This window comes from Glaciecola sp. 33A, assembly GCF_002836745.1.
Lineage (GTDB): Bacteria > Pseudomonadota > Gammaproteobacteria > Enterobacterales > Alteromonadaceae > Glaciecola.
The window spans coordinates 142120-159188 of the sequence record NZ_PJAR01000024.1; the positions used below are offsets into that span (position 1 = coordinate 142120).

At 41.7% G+C, this 17069-nt stretch carries 20 protein-coding genes; 15 read left to right on the forward strand and 5 right to left on the reverse strand.

The genetic code is table 11. The annotated features are described in order from the left end of the window. The first annotated feature begins 46 nt into the window (after positions 1 to 46). The 10 genes from CXF81_RS01075 (at position 47) to CXF81_RS01120 (ending at position 7308) form a co-directional block, all read left to right on the forward strand. Positions 47 to 262 (forward strand): hypothetical protein, encoded by a 216-nt coding sequence (locus CXF81_RS01075; RefSeq protein ID WP_157825463.1) that lies wholly within the window; start codon positions 47 to 49, stop codon positions 260 to 262. A gap of 549 nt (positions 263 to 811) precedes the next feature. Beyond that, positions 812 to 1174, forward strand: coding sequence for a hypothetical protein (locus CXF81_RS01085; protein ID WP_157825464.1), 363 nt, complete (start codon positions 812 to 814; stop codon positions 1172 to 1174). 110 nt (positions 1175 to 1284) lie between these two features. Further along, positions 1285 to 1731: a hypothetical protein gene (locus CXF81_RS01090; RefSeq protein ID WP_101179353.1), complete on the forward strand. Its 447-nt coding sequence runs from the start codon at positions 1285 to 1287 to the stop codon at positions 1729 to 1731. A gap of 392 nt (positions 1732 to 2123) precedes the next feature. Continuing rightward, entirely contained in the window at positions 2124 to 2315 is a 192-nt protein-coding gene (locus CXF81_RS20155) for a transposase (protein WP_232771725.1), read from the forward strand. 30 nt (positions 2316 to 2345) lie between these two features. Then, a complete protein-coding gene (locus CXF81_RS20160; protein WP_232771726.1) occupies positions 2346 to 2651 on the forward strand; it encodes a hypothetical protein in 306 nt (101 codons plus the stop codon). Positions 2652 to 2848: 197 nt separating this feature from the next. Continuing rightward, positions 2849 to 3217 carry a hypothetical protein gene (locus CXF81_RS20170; RefSeq protein ID WP_232771757.1) on the forward strand — a complete coding sequence of 123 codons (369 nt, stop codon included), beginning with the start codon at positions 2849 to 2851 and terminating at the stop codon, positions 3215 to 3217. A gap of 260 nt (positions 3218 to 3477) precedes the next feature. After that, on the forward strand, positions 3478 to 4461 hold the full coding sequence (locus CXF81_RS01105) for a tetratricopeptide repeat protein (protein WP_101179355.1): 984 nt from the start codon (positions 3478 to 3480) through the stop codon (positions 4459 to 4461). 145 nt (positions 4462 to 4606) lie between these two features. After that, complete coding sequence (locus CXF81_RS01110) at positions 4607 to 4951, forward strand: DUF6677 family protein (protein ID WP_101179357.1); 345 nt, start codon at positions 4607 to 4609, stop codon at positions 4949 to 4951. A 14-nt stretch (positions 4952 to 4965) separates the two neighbouring features. Beyond that, the gene (locus CXF81_RS01115; RefSeq protein WP_101179359.1) at positions 4966 to 6153 is read left to right on the forward strand and encodes a YjgN family protein; all 1188 of its coding nucleotides are present in this window, start codon (positions 4966 to 4968) and stop codon (positions 6151 to 6153) included. A 12-nt stretch (positions 6154 to 6165) separates the two neighbouring features. Beyond that, positions 6166 to 7308 carry a M48 family metallopeptidase gene (locus tag CXF81_RS01120; RefSeq protein ID WP_101179360.1) on the forward strand — a complete coding sequence of 381 codons (1143 nt, stop codon included), beginning with the start codon at positions 6166 to 6168 and terminating at the stop codon, positions 7306 to 7308. A 112-nt stretch (positions 7309 to 7420) separates the two neighbouring features. On the opposite strand, the gene CXF81_RS01125 is transcribed toward CXF81_RS01120, so the two are convergent. Genes CXF81_RS01125 through CXF81_RS20175 form a run of 3 tightly spaced genes read right to left on the reverse strand, consistent with a single transcriptional unit; the run spans position 7421 to position 8159 of the window. Further along, on the reverse strand, positions 7421 to 7615 hold the full coding sequence (locus CXF81_RS01125) for a hypothetical protein (protein ID WP_101179362.1): 195 nt from the start codon (positions 7613 to 7615) through the stop codon (positions 7421 to 7423). 17 nt (positions 7616 to 7632) lie between these two features. Continuing rightward, positions 7633 to 7842, reverse strand: a complete 210-nt coding sequence (locus tag CXF81_RS01130) for a hypothetical protein (RefSeq protein WP_101179364.1) — start codon at positions 7840 to 7842, stop codon at positions 7633 to 7635. Next, positions 7839 to 8159 carry a hypothetical protein gene (locus tag CXF81_RS20175; RefSeq protein WP_232771727.1) on the reverse strand — a complete coding sequence of 107 codons (321 nt, stop codon included), beginning with the start codon at positions 8157 to 8159 and terminating at the stop codon, positions 7839 to 7841. Before CXF81_RS20175 ends, CXF81_RS01130 begins: the two co-directional genes overlap by 4 nt. Before the next feature lie 450 nt (positions 8160 to 8609). On the opposite strand from CXF81_RS20175, the gene CXF81_RS01140 reads away from it, so the two are divergent. Further along, positions 8610 to 10133 carry a serine hydrolase gene (locus CXF81_RS01140; RefSeq protein WP_101179366.1) on the forward strand — a complete coding sequence of 508 codons (1524 nt, stop codon included), beginning with the start codon at positions 8610 to 8612 and terminating at the stop codon, positions 10131 to 10133. A gap of 298 nt (positions 10134 to 10431) precedes the next feature. Here CXF81_RS01140 and CXF81_RS01145 read toward each other — a convergent pair whose 3' ends face one another. Then, positions 10432 to 12711: a DEAD/DEAH box helicase gene (locus tag CXF81_RS01145; protein WP_157825465.1), complete on the reverse strand. Its 2280-nt coding sequence runs from the start codon at positions 12709 to 12711 to the stop codon at positions 10432 to 10434. Positions 12712 to 13218: 507 nt separating this feature from the next. Between CXF81_RS01145 and CXF81_RS01150 the strand changes: the two genes are divergently transcribed. Then, the gene (locus CXF81_RS01150; RefSeq protein WP_101179370.1) at positions 13219 to 13692 is read left to right on the forward strand and encodes a hypothetical protein; all 474 of its coding nucleotides are present in this window, start codon (positions 13219 to 13221) and stop codon (positions 13690 to 13692) included. A 463-nt stretch (positions 13693 to 14155) separates the two neighbouring features. Here CXF81_RS01150 and CXF81_RS01155 read toward each other — a convergent pair whose 3' ends face one another. Then, on the reverse strand, positions 14156 to 14410 hold the full coding sequence (locus tag CXF81_RS01155; RefSeq protein WP_101179372.1) for a hypothetical protein: 255 nt from the start codon (positions 14408 to 14410) through the stop codon (positions 14156 to 14158). A gap of 82 nt (positions 14411 to 14492) precedes the next feature. On the opposite strand from CXF81_RS01155, the gene CXF81_RS01160 reads away from it, so the two are divergent. The 3 genes from CXF81_RS01160 (at position 14493) to CXF81_RS01165 (ending at position 17011) form a co-directional block, all read left to right on the forward strand. Then, entirely contained in the window at positions 14493 to 14804 is a 312-nt protein-coding gene (locus tag CXF81_RS01160; RefSeq protein WP_101179374.1) for a hypothetical protein, read from the forward strand. A gap of 38 nt (positions 14805 to 14842) precedes the next feature. Then, positions 14843 to 15001 carry a hypothetical protein gene (locus tag CXF81_RS19735; protein WP_157825466.1) on the forward strand — a complete coding sequence of 53 codons (159 nt, stop codon included), beginning with the start codon at positions 14843 to 14845 and terminating at the stop codon, positions 14999 to 15001. A 372-nt stretch (positions 15002 to 15373) separates the two neighbouring features. After that, entirely contained in the window at positions 15374 to 17011 is a 1638-nt protein-coding gene (locus CXF81_RS01165) for a methyl-accepting chemotaxis protein (RefSeq protein WP_101179375.1), read from the forward strand. Positions 17012 to 17069: the final 58 nt, after the last annotated feature.

Genomic DNA, 17069 nt, shown 5'->3' on the forward strand with positions numbered 1-17069 from the left:
CCCCTGCTTGGGGCGTTATATGTCAATTAATAGAGAGTAGAACGTAATGAATAGCAAAGTAGGATTGCCAATACGAATAATGGCGGCAATAGTAGTTTTACCTTTTCTCGCATTATTTTTATTGCCTGTCGTCGGCCTGTTGTTGGGCGATGGGTTTGAGTTTGATGGTACATATTTTATAAGTGCTTTTGCAGTCATTGGTCTACTAACGATTGTAATAACAGGAAGAGTACCCTTGCACTCAGGATCAGATGGCAAGTAACAAAGCTTGAAGAGGGTGTTATGTTTAGATTGACGAGTAAGTAAATGAATAAATATGAATACAAAATTGAAAAAGTGCTTTATTCGTTGGCTTCGCGAGGAGAGGAGCGATTAAAAATGGAGTGTGAAGTTAATGGTAACCTCGGTTGGGAGCTTGTAAGCACTCAATATCATTGGTTTACTGCTCAGTACATCCTGTTTTTTAAGCGGCAGAAGCACGACTGACAATAGGCTCGTTCTTTCAAGAGTGACACCCATCTGTTTTTAATGAGTTAATTTCGGGTTCGCGAGCATTTCTTGTTTGGTTTTCGCTGCTAACCATCAGTTGCTGTTTCAGATTCAAACGAGTATATTTTTACCAAAATGGTTAACGCTAGGAGACATGGATTGTTTTATCAAGACCGAGTTAAGCCAACCAAATATAACAAACACATCAACTCACTCGCTGCGCTCGCTGGGAAAATTTTACGGTCGCATTTCACTTCGTTCAAAAGCTGCGCCCATAAAATTTCCCGTTATGTGGGGTGTTATGTGTTTTAAAGGATTTTTTATGCAATCTAAAGTTTTAACAATAATCATTCTAAGTTTAATGTTTGGGTGTCAATCTACTCCACAAAATGCTGAATCAGGGAAAGGTCTATTGATTGGAGAATATTCATCAGCTGTAAAAGTTATGATTCGCCAAATTGATAAAGGCGATATTTTATGGGAAGGTAATTATAAATTAGGTACTACAGCATCTATCGAAGTTGGTAACCATACCGTATCAATAATGTGTGAGTTTTCTTATTCATGGGGCAAGAAGTTATCCCCAGGCACCCTGAATATTGATATAAAGCCCGACACTGTTTATAACGTCTCTGGCAAGCTTTCACCAAGTGGTGATAACTGTTTGGTGGTAGCAAACACATAACAAGTCGTTCAAGCGGGACTCGTAACAGTTGGCTCGGTTTCGCTTCGCTACACATTTTAGCCAACTATTTCTCGCCCCTTAACGAGGCGTTAGGCATTCAGGGAAGAAAGATGAATTCTGCTAGTAATAAGTATCTTCTCGCTGCAGCGCTTTGTTGCGCTTTAGCTGCCCTTGCTCATGTTGGTTGCATTGTGTTTGGCGGTGACTGGTATCGCTTCTTTGGTGCAGGTGAGCAAATGGCGCAGATGGCTGAGCAAGGGCTTTGGTATCCCACAATCGTCACTTCTGTCATTGTTGTAATACTTTGTATTTGGGCATTCTATGGTCTGTCGGGTTCTGGCGCGATTAAGCGCTTACCGCTAACTAGGTTAGCGCTGGTTGGCATCACTGGCATATTTTTGCTTCGGGGGGTTTCATTTGTTGGTTTAATGCCAATGTTTCCAGAAAACGGCTTAACTTTTTGGCTGGTAAGCTCAGCCATCTGCTTGTTTATAGGCGGCCTATTTGCTGTTGGTACTTTTCAGCAATGGTCATTTTTAGGTGGTAAAAATGCCTAACAATACGCATCACTCGCGGCCTGCGGCCGCTGGGACGCCAAACTCGCTGCCGCGTTTTTGTCGCCCGTGTGCTTTGCGTTAGGCATTTTTGGAATTTCGTCATATGATAATTCGTAAATATTTAGAAAAAGATTGGTCCCGTATTTGTGAAATACACGATTTGGCAAGGCCAACAAAAGCTTACGTCAGCTTTCAGGCAATTTTTGCACGTTCAAATTAGTCTACAATACTGCAAAAGCTGCCGTACGCAGTTCAAAATTATGTGAGAAGTTTGGTCCACAAACAATCCTGAACATTGGAGAATTTGATCTTCTCCTGTACTTCCAAACCGTTCATTCAGCCAGTCGTTAATTACGCCTTTTTTGCCACACTTGCCTGCACACCATTCAACGATGAACGATTGTGCTGGCAAAGCAGGGTTTACTAACAAACAAGCGAAAACGGGGGCTGTTACCCTCATTCAACATTTTGGCAGTGCCCTGAATCTAAACATCCATTTTCACATGCTTTTTTTAGAAGGCGCTATTTCTGAAAATCCATGGGGCGGAACTACTTTTACGCGCATCAAAGCGCCATCTCGGTGACCGGTTCAACACAACGACATGGTCGAGCTAGTGCATATCATTAGCCAACGTATTTCCCGATATTTAGAGAAAGTTGGCTTGGTAGAGCGCGATATGGAAAATAGCTACCTTAATCTACCATTCGATGATGAAGATAGTCTACTGCAAGGCGCATCCGTCAGCTATCGCATCGCCATGGGGCCTCAACAAGGGCAAAAGGTCTTTACCTTACAAACCCTCCCTGCGAGCAACAAAGGTGAATATGGTCAGTTAGCCAATATAAGTGGATTTTCCCTACACGCAGGGGTATTCGCCAATGCCGATGAGCCGGACAAACTAGAATGGCTATGCCGTTAAATCAGCCGTCCCGCCATAAGTGAGCAGCGTTTGAGCATTACTGGTCATGGAAAAGTACGCTATGAATTAAAGACTCCCTATCGTGACGGAATCGGTAACCGGCGCGAACACACGTATTCTTTGACCCTCTCGATTTCATTGGCAAACTAGCCGCTCTCATTCCGCCGCCTAGACTCAACTTAACAAGATTTTTTGGCGTGTTTGCTCCCAATAGTGACCTTCGCGCTCTAGTAACCGCATCCCAACGTGGAAAAAACAGCCCTAAACTTATAAAGCAAGAAAATAACCAAATGGATAAACCTTATCACGCGAGGAGCATGAGTTGGCTAGCAGGGACTGCGCAGCGTTTGAAGCGAGTCTTCAATATTGATATTACCGAATGTGAGAAATGCCAACGGCATAATGTGAGTATAATAGTCTGCATCACCGACGTTTTTGTCATCAATAAAATACTGACTCACCTTGATAAACAGTACCTAGTATCAGCTCAAACGAAGCTATTGCCGCCTCTGCGAGCCCCGCTTTACGATTTCACCATTCAACGCGACTTCAATTATGGGGCATAGACTACCTACTCGACACTTACTAAGACTTACATTATCTCATGGTAGGAGGACTTGCATGCGACGCCGAAGGTTTCTGTACCAATGGTCTATCAATATAAGAAATTTAAAGCTGTCATTTCAGCGAAAATAACCGCAATTTCTCCTTAGTAAACATTAAACCATTCTAAAAGGCAGCTGTGACAATATCTAGTACATAGCGTTAATTCGTCCTATACTCGGAATATGACGTTGCATCAGACCTCTCCGCACAGGCAGAAGCCTTGATTACGAGCAACAATAGTACGAGTAGCAACTACACCACACTTAAGCTTAATTTGACGTATCAAAAAGCAAGCTTGGCGAATACCCTTGGCGAATATGCCAACGCTGTAACAGGGTTTAAAAACCTAATAGAGCAACTTAATGGTATTGGCGATTCACAAAACCTATCAATAGATATTCCTTATTATTACTTTGTAGCACATAACGGTTTGGGAACGGCATTGTCTAATTCCAGCGATGAAAGCGCAGCCTTAGCGAACACTAAGCTGGCTATAGACTACTTAAAAAAATCGCCTCAAAAAAATGACTATATTGCAGAAGCATTAGTGTCGTATGGACATTCTTTGCGAAGCACAGGCGACTTAGTAGCGTCTGAAAATACCTTACTCGAAGCTCTGCAATTTGCGCGGCAACAACAGGAGAGTCCAACCCTTAGCTTAGCCCATAACTTGAACCAATTAGCCAGTTCAATGTTGCGCCTAAATAAGTTCGACGAAGCCCTGCCATATGCCTTAGAGGGACTAAGCATTAGGCAAAACTTGTTACCCACAGGGCATATGGAAGTAGTAGCTAGTATGGGTATTGTAGGCTACCTTCGTATTGCTGTGGGCGACTATGACCAAGCAATAAGTGACTTACTAATCGCGTCAACAATATCTGAGAAAAAGTTTTCTGCCGATCATCCACGAACGGCAAACTGCAACATCTATTTAGGACTCGCGTATTTGAAAGTCAACGATAATCAAAGTGCCTTTGACGTGCTCAGCACCAGCGTAAATGTGCTCCAACAAGAGGTGTCTGAAGATAACAATAGATTGGCAGAGGCAGAAGCTTTACACGCAATCGCGGCGACGCGTTTGAATATAACAAACGATGTTGATGCCGTGCTTCAATCTGCCTTACTGCGCTTTAAAAAGACCCATGTTGAAGATACGTATCGATACCAGCGTTTTGTTAATACTTTGTCTGAGCTTAGCCAGTAAGAAAATAACACTGACTGGAGGCTGGTATTGCTATAAGGCACAATCGAAAAATATAAGCGTTTCAGACCGCTTTTCCTGCATTGTGAGGCTACCAAAATAAACAGAAAGGTGCTAACTTATAACCTGACGAAAGGATGCGTTTCACGTGAAAATCCCCATTAAAGCTGCTTTGTTCTCTGCCTTTATCTTACCAGGTGCTGGGCACTGGCTGCTTCGCAGGTATCCAATCGCCATAATATACAGCGTATTTTCGCTAATCGCTGTGCTTTATATATCAGGTTTTGTAATATATGAAACACAAGCAATAGTGGATGAAATAGTGCAGGGCAAAATACCTGTAGACAACGGTATTGTTTCTACATTTATCGAAAGAGTTTATACACAACGGCCATTTAACGTGAGGGTAGCCTCTTATGGCTTAGCTGTGATATGGCTTTTATCGATTGTGCATGCATACATTAGCGCGTTAAAAAAATTCAAACATTCATAAAAAAGGAAGTAGTAATGCAAGACGTCAAATTTAACGGAAGCGGATTTGAATATTTTAAAATATGGATAGTGAATGTATTACTCACTATCGTCACATTATCATTGTATTACCCATGGGCAAAAGTAAGAAATCATCGTTATTTTTATGCTAACACCCGAGTGGGCGAACATAACTTTGAATACCACGCAACGGGCAAGCAGCTTTTTCTCGGTTACTTGGTGGCCCTAGTTTTATTTGTCATTTATATAGTCGCTCAGCAGGTTTCGCCCATCGGCTCAATAGTGGTGCTGCTTTTATTATTCTTTGGTTTTCCATGGATAATTTGGAAGAGTCTGCAATTTAATCTTAAAATGAGCAGCTACGCGAATGTCCGCTTTAGTTTTATAGGCTCATTAGGTGATTCTTATTTCAACTTTATGCTACTACTAATAATGGCTCTTATCGCCTTTTACTCAATATTTTTTCTGCCTGGCATTGCTGTCGCATTACTGGCTGATACCAGTATGACGTTTGCCAGTATTTTGGGTTTTGTATTCTTTATTGTTGGCTGTGCTTTAGCAATTTATGGGTTTGCATATAAGAAAAAGAAAAATACAGAATACCTGATCAACTTTAGAAAATTTGGTAACGGTACATTTTTTACGTCTATAGAGACGTCAGTATTTGCAAAGATAATCCTAAAAACATTTCTTCTTGCTATTGCTGCAATAGTCGCAGTACTCGGTATATTTCTTGTTTTAGCAGTCATGTTTGCTGGTGCAGCAGCCCTTACCGACCTTCAAAATAGCGCTGGAGACACTCAGGGAATGATGGCTGCTTTGGCTGCTCTAAGCTTCTTGATTTTACCCGCCTATGCGCTACTCATACTGGCTTTTTTGTTTGTTGGCGCATATGCACAAGCGCGAATGAGAAACTACATTTATGCGCAAAGCTCGCTTGATAGCAACATTCACTTTAAATCAGCCTTAAGTGCCAAAAAACTAGTATGGGTAATGTTTACCAATTTACTATTAGTCGTCTTCACTCTTGGCCTGGGCACGCCATGGGCAAAGGTAAGAATGGCAAGATACATCGCCGCGAATACTTATGTTGAGACAGAGGTCGATATTTCACACTACATTACTGAAAAACAAAACGTTCAGACAACATTGGGTGATCAAATTGGTGACGCATTTGATGTGGATCTTGGCGTTACTATTTAGGTTAATTGATACATGCAAATACAAGGGCGATTATACGAAAAAGACAGCGCGGCATTTTCAGATGTATCGTTGTCTTTAAAAGACAATCAATATTATATTTACGATAATAGCGAACTCATAGAGTTTGGATTATCTGCAGGCCTTGAGTTTGGCAGCCGTATTGGTAATGTCGAGCGTAAAATCACCCTTGCTAACGGCTGTGTTTTTGCAACTCATGATAATAATGAAGTTGACGACTACATAAAAGCGCATCGAGGGCAAAAGAACCTTATTCACAAACTTGAATCAAAAATGCAATGGGTTGTTGTGGCGTTAATAATCACTATAGCCTCGAGTTTTAGCTTCGTGCGCTGGGGTCTACCAGCGATAACTTATGCGGTCGCAGATGCATTGCCCCACACTGTAAATGAAATGATTTCTGAGGGGACTCTGGAGTTTTTAGACAGATTCATATTCGATGAAACTCAGGTAACAGAGCAACAACAAGGGCTTATCACAGCAAGATTTAATGAGCTGGTGCAACGCGTTGACAGCAGTGATAAAGAGGTGAATTATCAGCTTTACTTTAGAGCATGGGGTAGTAAAGAAGATAGTGTAGAAATACCGAATGCGCTGGCCTTGCCTTCTGGTGAAATAATTTTGACCGATAAATTTATTGAATTAACCAGCAGTCAAGATGAAATTGATTCAGTGCTACTGCATGAAATAGGTCACGTTCAACACCGTCACAGCCTAAAAATGGCTATACATGGTGCCATTGTAGCAACTTTAGTGACGGTAATTGCCGGCGATGTAAGTGGTTTGGCAGATATGGGGATAGGCGTAGGTTCGTTACTTGTTACTACTCATTATTCCAGAAAGCATGAGAGCGAGGCTGATCATTTTGCATTCACTAACATGTTAGCACTTAACATCGACCCAAGTGCTTTCGCCAGTATTATGGGGAAAATGCAGACTTATATGAGCGAGCAGCAACCTCAAACAAGCAAAGCGGGAAGTGCAGAGAATGAGGCTAGAGAAACAAGCGAAGGCTCAGTATTAGACTATCTCGATTCACACCCTAAGACTCAAGTTCGGGTTGAACAAGCAGAAAGATTTGCGCAATGCTATCAACAAGGCCTTATCGACTGCCCATATGAAGTTAACAAGCAGTAAAAATGACACCAAGTACGCCAATTACATTTAATTTTCGCGTGCCTGGTGTCATCATTTCAGTTTCATTCAGCGTCATTAATTCTGTGCCATTACTCCTGAATCATTAACCCAATTAAAAGTTCGTTTCAAGCGCTTCGCCCTCGTCGGCGCTTGTCACGCCACCTTGACCTGGCGCACCAAGAGTAATGGTATTGTTTGATTGTTCAGGCGTGAGGCTATCGGTAGTGTCGCCATCAAAAATACCAACTACCCAACCACCGCTACCCGCTGCGTTAAGCTCGTTAGTAAAGTTACCCGAGGCACCCATAGCACCGTTACCAGTTGTTATAGTATTCCCCTCAAGAGTTGCCGGTGTATTACCACCAATAAACACACCAAAACCAAAACCTCCAACACCGCCTTGTCCACCACTCCGCCCGCTGCACCTGTGCCACCTACACCGCCATTGCTAGCAACTAAGGTATTCGCATTTATCGTCGAGAGTGTAGTCTTTGGATACAAATACACCGCTCTTGGGTCAACGAACATTCTCATACAGCTAGTCCTTTGAGCAAGGCCGCCAACCATAGCGGATCGCATTGTGTGGACAATGACAATTGGGCGTGATGGGTTTGCAATACAATCGTACTGGCCGGCGCGGGAAGCTGAGCTTTAATAAACCTAGCTTCATTTTTGACTACGCGAGTGGTGCGTTTACTCGTGCTTGGTTTGGACAAACCCATTATATGGCGGCGGGCGTAAAAACTTTGCTGGGGAATATTATGCTCAAGGCAGAATTGCTTGATTGTGCCTGAATAGGCCGCATGTAGCTCCATTAACGCTTGCCAATCTTCTTTTGTACGTGTGGACATATTAGGTTTCCTTGGTTGAAAACCTTATTATTGGACAAATCCTTAGCGTAAACTATGTGTGCTATTAACGACGGACACGTTTGTAGTCGCAACCACCTCATTTTGTTCACAACATAAACTGCACTAGAAACGCAACTTTGTGCCAAAACCGGTCGTTAGCGTCTCAATGATATTTGCTCTATTGAAGATAGCGGACGTTTCAAAATCATCATCGAAGGGCAAGAATGGGCAGTTAGCCGACTGTCAGGATTTGTTACACTACGACGGCTTAGAGCGAATTACAGTCATACGATTAAAGCCTTCTGACTTTCTCAAAAACTGTAAAAGCGGCCGTTTAGAAATTACTATATACTAAAACCGCTGCAGGTATATACTAAAACCGCTGCAAGATAGTGGACATGAACAGTCTTACTAATTCGTACTCCAACAAATTTTAAACGGAATTAATAAATGAAGTCTTTTTTACTTTTTATCGCTACTTCCTTCTTGGTTAACACTTCATTTGCAAGTACAGACTTTTCAGCGATAGACAAATACATCAATGCTGTAAAAAACGAGGTAGATTTTCCTTCTGGCACGGCTGTGGCTATCGTTAAAGATGGAAAGATTGTTTACGAAGGGTATTTTGGTTATGCCGACATAAAAGCGAAGAAAAAAGTAAACGATAAAACAGCGTTTTACCTCGCATCAATTACTAAACCGTTGTTCGCCCTTTCAATGCTATTAATGGAGAACAACGGAGATATAAAGGAAAACACTAGTATGGCTGAGTTGTTTTCTAGTTTAGATTTTCCTTATGTCGATAAAGATAGCATTGATGTTAAGCACCTAATTTCTCATACCCATGCTTTAGCTAATCGCCCCTTAGAAGACACGCTCGCATTTACGGGACAGCATAATAAGTTACAACGTCAGAGGTTGGCATCTGCAAGTCAAAAGGACACTGATAATACCTTAGGCCAGTTCCAATATAGTAATGTAGGTTACAACTTACTTAGTGTTTGGGCTGAAAATAAATTCAATCAGGACTGGCAAAAAACGCTGGAAAAATTGGTCTATCAGCCTTTATCAATGGACCATACCTCATCGTACATTAGTGATGCAGCTACTAAAGGCTTTGATGTTGCTAGACCCTATCATTTGTACACCGATAACCCAAAAGAAGTCATGCCTTTTGAAAAGAGTGATGCTACTTTGCAAGCTGCGGGAGGTACATTCTCAACTGCTAAAGATATGGCAAAATTTTTGATTGCTCAATTGAATGCAGGGCAAGTTTCGGGCAAACAAATCTTTCCTGCTGACGTTATTAAAAAGTCTCATCAAAAATTAGTTTCTACTGACCTAAAGTATCGAGACTTCGTTCGCAAAGGATATGCTTGGGGGTGGTATATAGGCCCATACAAAGGACAACAAACATATCATCATTTTGGTGGTATAGCGGGTGCTCATACGCATACTTCTTTTATGTTGGAACATAATATCGGACTTGTAATACTTAACAATGAAGAAACCGTTGCAGGACCCATGACAGCAAGTATTGCTGATATTGCTTATAGTATTTTATTAGACAAAGGAGATGTAAATAACATAACCGACTCTCATATTCAGGCCATGAAAGTTAGCTGGAAAAACATTCAAGCTGATATTAGGGAAACAAAAGATACTCACCAAAAAAGAAATGCATCACGAACCATGCAGTTAACCCAAGATAAAGGTAATTATACTGGAGTATTTCATAACCCTTTATGGGGTGAATTACACGTAAACTTGTTAAAAAACAAAGATCTTGAATTTACTTTGGGTGAGTTGAAAGCCGTTGCTACCGCAGCAAAACGCCCGAATGAATTGAGAATTCAGTTTCAAATAGATAGTGGTAAAATTGCGGCCTATAAAATTGTCGAAGGCGAAGTGACTGCTATTGATGTTTATGGAATAAACCCTTTGGGCGTAGAGACGTTCAATCGTTTAAAATAGAGTATTGATGTGGCGTTAACGTCTGCTTTAGCTTGATTCACAGTCTATTAATTCGATTATCCTCACCGTCGCCTTCTGGCACATTCTTCCCGTACAAGTTTGAACGGCGTACGTCTGCTTATGCCGTATTGTAGACTAATTTGAACGTGCAAAAATTGCCTGAAAGGTGACGTAAGCTCTTGTTGGCCTTGAAGTGTTATAAAGAGTCCCTAGGCTATGGGGTTTTAGAAAGCCAATTTAATATTGGACTGACCTTTAAATAAATACATACAACATCTCTCTAGTCCAATATCCTAACTCAAAACCCAAGCTTCTTCATTTTTTGCCCAAACTTCTTAGCAACCTGACTGTCCATTCCATTAAACGGATTATCAACGACAACATAAGATGATGTTGATTTAGTCATGTCGAACAATTCGCTGTCGGGGTCTATGCCGTTTTCGTCGATGACTACGCCGTTAAAAGTGTCGACAACTGCATCTTTTAACTTACCTATTAACTGCTCAAAAACCTCATGAGCTTGACGGATAAATACATGATACGGCTCGCTACCGCCAAACAGTGAACTGGTTCCCATGGCTCCGTTCAAATGTATGCTCTCTTTGATGTAATCAATTTCAGACAAGTATTCAATCCACACTTTGTCGAGGTTATACAGCACTACAATGACTAAGGCCTCAGTGCGTTTATCGTTGTTGATATGGCTCAAGCCTTGCCAGCGCTCATCGACATCTTCAATGAAAGCCTCAACTCCATTTTGATGCAGAATATCTTCCCGTAGTTTTTGAAAGCCCCGACGCTGGTGCTCTACCACTTCGCTGTATCTATGAAGGGTTTTACGACGCTCCAAATTAGCACCTTCAATCACCCTTTGTGCATGGGCTATCTTTTTATTAAGAGCCGCTTTTGCATTCAGCTCTCCCTGTAGCGCCTTTATCGAACCAAACTCCTCTTCAGTGAAATGATTAAAGAGTTTGTCGGTAAGGCTGACAAAATACTGTGAAGATCCGGGGTTGCCCTGTCTTGCTGACCTGCCTCGCAGTTGGTCATCTATGCGTCTTGATTCAAAACGGCTGGTGCCGATGATGTGCAGCCCACCAAGGTCTTTAGCGCCAGCGCCCAGAGATATATCTGTGCCTCGTCCTGCAAGGTTGGTGCAGATAGTGACTGCACCCAAAGCGCCTGCTCCGGCGATAATGTGGGCCTCGTCTTGGTCGTTTTTGGCGTTAAGTAGCTGGCCAGTAATACCGTTTTCGAGCAATAATGCGTGGAGCCTTTCAGACTCGCTAATGTTAGGGGTACCTATCAAAATTGGCTGCCCAGTTTTGTGGATAGCGTCTATTTCTTGGCAAATGGCAGCGTCTTTGCTGTGATTATCTATGAATACTCGGTCTGGTTTGTCGATGCGCATACAGGGCTTGCAAGGTGGTATGACACAAGACGTCAAGTGGTATAACTCATATAATTCTTCTGCGGCAAGCTCAGCGGTGCCGCTCATACCACTGACTTTGTTGAACAGGCTCATTAGATGTTGCAAGGTGATGGAACCTAGCGTTTGTCCCTCCTTTTTAACTGCTAAGCTCTCTTTGGCCTCAAGTGCGGATTGCATACCATCTGGCCAGCGCCGGTTTTCTGCTATGCGCCCAGTGAATTCATCAATCAGCTTAATATTTTTGCCCTTCACAATGTAATCAACGTCGGGGATCAGTAACGCTTGCGCATGTAGCGCTAAATTCACGCTGGTTAGCAGCGGCAGATGCTCTACGTCATAAAGATTTTCGCAGTCGAATTGCTTTTCAATTTTGTGCGTGCCGACGTCCGTCAAATGCACATTTGAGTGATGTTTGTCGATGTTGTAATCAACAGTCTCAACCAAATCTCGAACTGCTTTGCTGACGTTAGTTAGATGTTCGTTTGGCTGATTCACATTGCCGGATATCACCAATGGTATTCGAGCTTCATCAACCAAAATAGAATCGGCCTCATCGACAATCGCAACATCGAGTTTTGTCAAAACGATTTGGTGCGAATAAAGGCAAAGTTGGTCGCGTAAAAAGTCAAAACCCACCTCTCTTGCAGTGGCATAAATAATGTCGCTTTGGTAAGCCAGTCTTCTTTCGTCACTAGACATATCCGCCTGAATAACCCCAACGGTTAAGCCAAAAAATTCATAAAGAGGCAGTAAAAGGTCGCTGTCGCGTTTTGCCAAATAGTCGTTAAAGGTGAGCAAGTAGACTTTACGCCCGGCTAATGCATTGGCGATATTCGGCGCTGCCGCGGCAAGAGTTTTGCCTTCGCCAGTTTTCATGTCTATAACGAAACCTTCGAACAAGGCCAAGCCTGCTAGTATTTGGCTGTCGAACGGCCTCATACCCAGCAGCCGATGTGATGCCTCTATCACCGCTGCAAAAACTTTAGCTTGGGTATCTAGTTCTGGTATTCGAGCTTTCAGATCTTGGATAGACAGTGATTTTAGGGATTCACCCAATGCGTGGATCTCAATTAACGTTTTATGAAAGGGTTTAAGGGTGGTTTCAACCGACGATTTTTGCAGTCTTGCCATTATCCGTTTTATCACGATGCCACCTTTAATGTTGGGCTTTAGTTTATATTGGTGGAGTTGGGGCACAATTCAAGGGGACAGCATCATCAGTGTCTGAATCAAGCTATCGTGGTTAGACCGATATCAATTGCAGAGTATAGGTAATAACCTAGGTTGGGTAAGACTAACCTGCTGTCATTATGAGTTCTCGACGGTCCGCTATGGTTACGCTTTGGTATGACTTAATATCGCTCGACTGTCGGCAATGGTGGAAAATAGGAGTATAAAACTCCGATTTTTCGATGCGCAGCTATGACCATCATTGGAACAAATTTTTCATACAATTCTGAACGGCGTACGACCGCTATTGCCGCATTGGGGACTGAGTTGACCAGGCAAGAAAGGGCAGTTAGGCGTCGTTGTTTATAAAAATATTCAGAGGATACACCCGTCGGTTTGAATGTGAATTACGGCAGGATTTGACTTTTAATTTAATAGAAGCAATCGTATACCCAAACCTTATTTGGACTGGCACACGCATTTATGAAAATAATATTTTTGACTATGCTTATTTTCCTCAATTTAAAAAGCACCGAAGTGAACGCATCTGTAAAAACAGAAACTGAAAAGCTAGCCGATATTATGTCAGATCAGTATTCTTCTTTCGTTGAAAAGTCGTTTAAGCTAGTCACGTCTGAAGACTCAGATTATGTTGTGGCACTTTTTACTATTGAAGGTTTCTCACAAGGAAATAATTATAACCAATACTTAGCAGCATTCATTCCTGAATACAAAACAAGTGACGAACCTCCATTCAAAGGCTTTGGGGATCCCAAATACAGGCTGATTGGACACAGACAAATATGCAAATCACCATTGTTGACGCTTAAAAGTGAAAGCGTCACTTTATCTAAAACTTACTTAACGGCAAAATGTGAATTGATTAGAGATAACAAAATTACAGCTATTGATTTAAAAATTGAGATTGGTAGGTTTGATATTCTTGTAAACAAATGATTGGCTGACCGCAATGGCCGTCGTGTAGACCGAGTTGATCAGGGTTTAAGATTGATTATAGTGTCTGGCGGTATTAACAACATATTTATAAATGCGATGCGCTCTTACCGCAACCTTTCACCCTTACCTACAAAGCTGCAGGCGGTCTTCTCTCTGCTGCACTTGTCGTCGGCTCACTGACCGTTTGAGTCAGTCAACAAACGAATGACGAACGACGGGTAATTGCACAAACTTCTCACTCAAGTTTCACCTGCGTATGACTGCTTTTGCAATAAGGAGACGTAGCTATTTTTCCGGATGTAGTCTACTTTGAGCGATCAGTTGTCATTGGGGACAGTCGATTTCTGATAGGGCTGTGCTCTATAGCGGACATTAACGCCTACAATAACGGGAAAAGCTGAGCGATAGCGAGGCTTTTTCCCAGTGAGTGAAGCGAACGTTGTTTATTGTTTTGTTACGCATACTAGCTAAAGATGCTTAGAAAATACAAGCCTGCGACTAACACAACAATGAGACCTACAATTGGACACCAAACACCTGAATGTTGTGTGTCATCAAGGTACATCGTTTTTTGAGGCTTTGGGTATGCGCCAAGAGTAAGTAGTTTGCATATAGGCCAACCAATCCAATAGCAGATAAACCAAAAGAATACTTCAGCGATTATGTAACCTAAACCGCGGAAAAATCCTTTCGCTAATTCAACTAAGATATCTTCCATTTATCAAGTTTTTCCTTGTATGCCTAACGCTTATTATTGCGACCTTACAAGCTATACTTACCTTGCAAGGTAGGAGGAAGCTATGTATCGACGCACCAGTAAACATCAAAAAATATTATCTAAATCATACACTAATGGAGTGAAAACGGAATCACATTTGGAGCAGAATGTTGACCATCAGCCAGTTTGGGAAATTCCAGAACTCAGGCGAGTGATTGAGATAACAGATTTTGACAGCGGTGAGCCTATTGTTCACAAACTCGAACTATACAAAACGGATCGTATAGATTGCTACGACGTATATGTGGATGGTGCAATTTGGAAAAAGCGAATTGGATGGAGCCAAATTTTAGCGGGTATTAGAAAAGCAATGCCACGAAGAGTAAAAGAATGAATGTATATTGTTCCGATCGCTAAAGATATGGGTTCCAGATGAACGTCTCCTTTCTGCTAACAGCCCCAGTTCAGGGAGACACTGACCAACGGCAGGTATTGGCACAAAGCGCCAATTGGCTGAAACGCACCGACCGTCTGATTTGCCGTTCAGCCGAAATAAGTGCAAAAGATCCTGACACTTTTGTTCTGGCATAGAATGCTCATTCAAATTTGACGGCGTACGACCGCTATTGCCGTGGACTTGCCGCTTCGCTTGAACGCCTTATCTGACTTTAAACAGAATCAGTGCAGACAAACAAGCAACGATGGAGTTTTTTTGGTGCTAAGATTTAAAATGCAAAAATCATAAATTAAACAAAATAGCAGTCGTCTCATTACAAGTCTTTTAAGCAATAATCTTGTAACGCCATAAAACTGTCATACAGTTAAAATATACTCCTTCTCATTATCGATACAAATAGCAATAACTCTGTCACTAGAAATCTAATCGAAAAACGAAATCAGCCAAAAACAAAATTATTTCTGACAGTGTTAAAACTGATTACCCTAAAAGGTGCCCGCAAATACATGCTTAACACACCCACTTCAAAATTTAAGACGCTCAAAACCAAAATTTTAGCGCTTGTTACCATAGCACTTCTGATTATTGGCGTTATTGCCGTCATTTCTAATATCATGCTCTCATCGCAAATAAATCGGTATCAGAAACTCATCGAAGTGGAGAACACAGCGGCTTCACAAATTGGTGCTGTAAATTTGCAGTTCAAAACCCAAGTTCAGGAATGGAAAAACGTATTGCTTCGTGGTCATCAAGTGGAAGCTAGAGAGAAATATTGGGCTAAATTTGTTCAGCAACACGAGCTAGTTCAACAATTGGCAACTGACATTTTGTCATTGAAGCTGAACCCTTCAATAGAAACCCAAGTAAGAAAGTTTAGGCAAATACACGCTTCGTTATTATCAAAATATGAAATTGGAAAACAAGCCTTTGTCGACACTAATTTCGATCACAAAAAAGGAGACTCTGCCGTCATTGGAATTGACAGAGCACCAGCTAAAACATTAGAGACGTTGGTTGAGGACATTCAAAAGCAACTTAATAACAAAAATGCTGTGCTGGAATCGCAAGCCAATCAAAGCAAGTGGATGGCCATTTTTGCTATATTCGCTTCTGTTGTCATTAGTATAATCTTTGCAAACCTATACATGAACAAAAGTGTCATTAAGCCAATTGTTTCCCTTATAAGGCAGTTAAAGGCGCTGAGCCAAGGCGATTTTAATGCCGAAGTGATTGCTAATAGAGAGGATGAAATTGGTGAAATGTCCGTCGCAATTCAAGTATTAAGTCATAAGTTGCGAAATGTATGTGAACACTTACAAGAAATACAAGCAAAGCTTGCCAAGGTAAGCAGTGGAATAACGCAAGGTTCTAACAAGTTAGTTGCTAGTTCCAAACAACAAAATACGCAAACAATTGATGCTTCAGCCGCGACTGCCAAAATGACGCTAATGTCGGCGCAAGTAGCACGCGATATTAATCAGGCCACTCAACTTGCAAAAGAAGCTAAAGAATCGGCTACCTCAAGCCAAAAAGTGATGCAAGAAACAATAGAAACAATACGCATGTCTTCTAAGCAGATAAAAGATACTGCTAAGGTGATTGAAAACCTCGACGATGATGCTAAAAATGTTGGCAGCGTTGTTGATGTTATCAATAGTATCGCTGAACAAACTAACTTGCTCGCCCTCAACGCTGCAATCGAAGCGGCGCGAGCGGGTGAGCAAGGTCGTGGATTTGCTGTGGTAGCAGATGAAGTCAGGACATTAGCATCAAGAACGCAAAAATCTACAGAGGAAATTCAAACCATCATAGCGAAGTTGCAGCAAGGGGCTCTAAATGCTGTTGAGGCCATTCGAATCGGCAGCCAAAACGTGCAACTCAGTGAAGAAAAAGTGCAACAAGCAGACAGCATTTTGCGCACAGTGGATACATCAGTTTTTCACATTACCGAATTAAATCAAAAAGTATCCCAGGCTATGGCTATTCAAGAGCAAGCCAGTAAGGGTATTAATGAGACGATTGAGTCTTTGCGTAAAGTTTCCGAACTAAATCATAAGGAAGCGCAAGATCTGCAAACTGATAACACTATTTTATCCGAAATTAAGTTAGATCTTGAATTAGAAGTACGGACCTTATCTAGTTAGTGTTAAATTCATTATGGTAAACAACTTCACACTATCTTTTATTGCTTGCCTAAGAAAA

What these genes read in the sequence shown, in the direction of transcription:
- CXF81_RS01075 (WP_157825463.1), top strand. Translation starts at nt 47, where the DNA reads ATGAATAGCAAAGTAGGATTGCCAATACGAATAATGGCGGCAATAGTA.
- CXF81_RS01085 (WP_157825464.1), top strand. Translation starts at nt 812, where the DNA reads ATGCAATCTAAAGTTTTAACAATAATCATTCTAAGTTTAATGTTTGGG.
- CXF81_RS01090 (WP_101179353.1), top strand. Translation starts at nt 1,285, where the DNA reads ATGAATTCTGCTAGTAATAAGTATCTTCTCGCTGCAGCGCTTTGTTGC.
- CXF81_RS20155 (WP_232771725.1), top strand. Translation starts at nt 2,124, where the DNA reads ATGAACGATTGTGCTGGCAAAGCAGGGTTTACTAACAAACAAGCGAAA.
- CXF81_RS01115 (WP_101179359.1), top strand. Translation starts at nt 4,966, where the DNA reads ATGCAAGACGTCAAATTTAACGGAAGCGGATTTGAATATTTTAAAATA.
- CXF81_RS01120 (WP_101179360.1), top strand. Translation starts at nt 6,166, where the DNA reads ATGCAAATACAAGGGCGATTATACGAAAAAGACAGCGCGGCATTTTCA.
- CXF81_RS01125 (WP_101179362.1), bottom strand. Translation starts at nt 7,615, where the DNA reads ATGGGTGCCTCGGGTAACTTTACTAACGAGCTTAACGCAGCGGGTAGC.
- CXF81_RS01130 (WP_101179364.1), bottom strand. Translation starts at nt 7,842, where the DNA reads ATGAGAATGTTCGTTGACCCAAGAGCGGTGTATTTGTATCCAAAGACT.
- CXF81_RS20175 (WP_232771727.1), bottom strand. Translation starts at nt 8,159, where the DNA reads ATGTCCACACGTACAAAAGAAGATTGGCAAGCGTTAATGGAGCTACAT.
- CXF81_RS01140 (WP_101179366.1), top strand. Translation starts at nt 8,610, where the DNA reads ATGAAGTCTTTTTTACTTTTTATCGCTACTTCCTTCTTGGTTAACACT.
- CXF81_RS01150 (WP_101179370.1), top strand. Translation starts at nt 13,219, where the DNA reads ATGAAAATAATATTTTTGACTATGCTTATTTTCCTCAATTTAAAAAGC.
- CXF81_RS01155 (WP_101179372.1), bottom strand. Translation starts at nt 14,410, where the DNA reads ATGGAAGATATCTTAGTTGAATTAGCGAAAGGATTTTTCCGCGGTTTA.
- CXF81_RS01160 (WP_101179374.1), top strand. Translation starts at nt 14,493, where the DNA reads ATGTATCGACGCACCAGTAAACATCAAAAAATATTATCTAAATCATAC.
- CXF81_RS19735 (WP_157825466.1), top strand. Translation starts at nt 14,843, where the DNA reads ATGAACGTCTCCTTTCTGCTAACAGCCCCAGTTCAGGGAGACACTGAC.
- CXF81_RS01165 (WP_101179375.1), top strand. Translation starts at nt 15,374, where the DNA reads ATGCTTAACACACCCACTTCAAAATTTAAGACGCTCAAAACCAAAATT.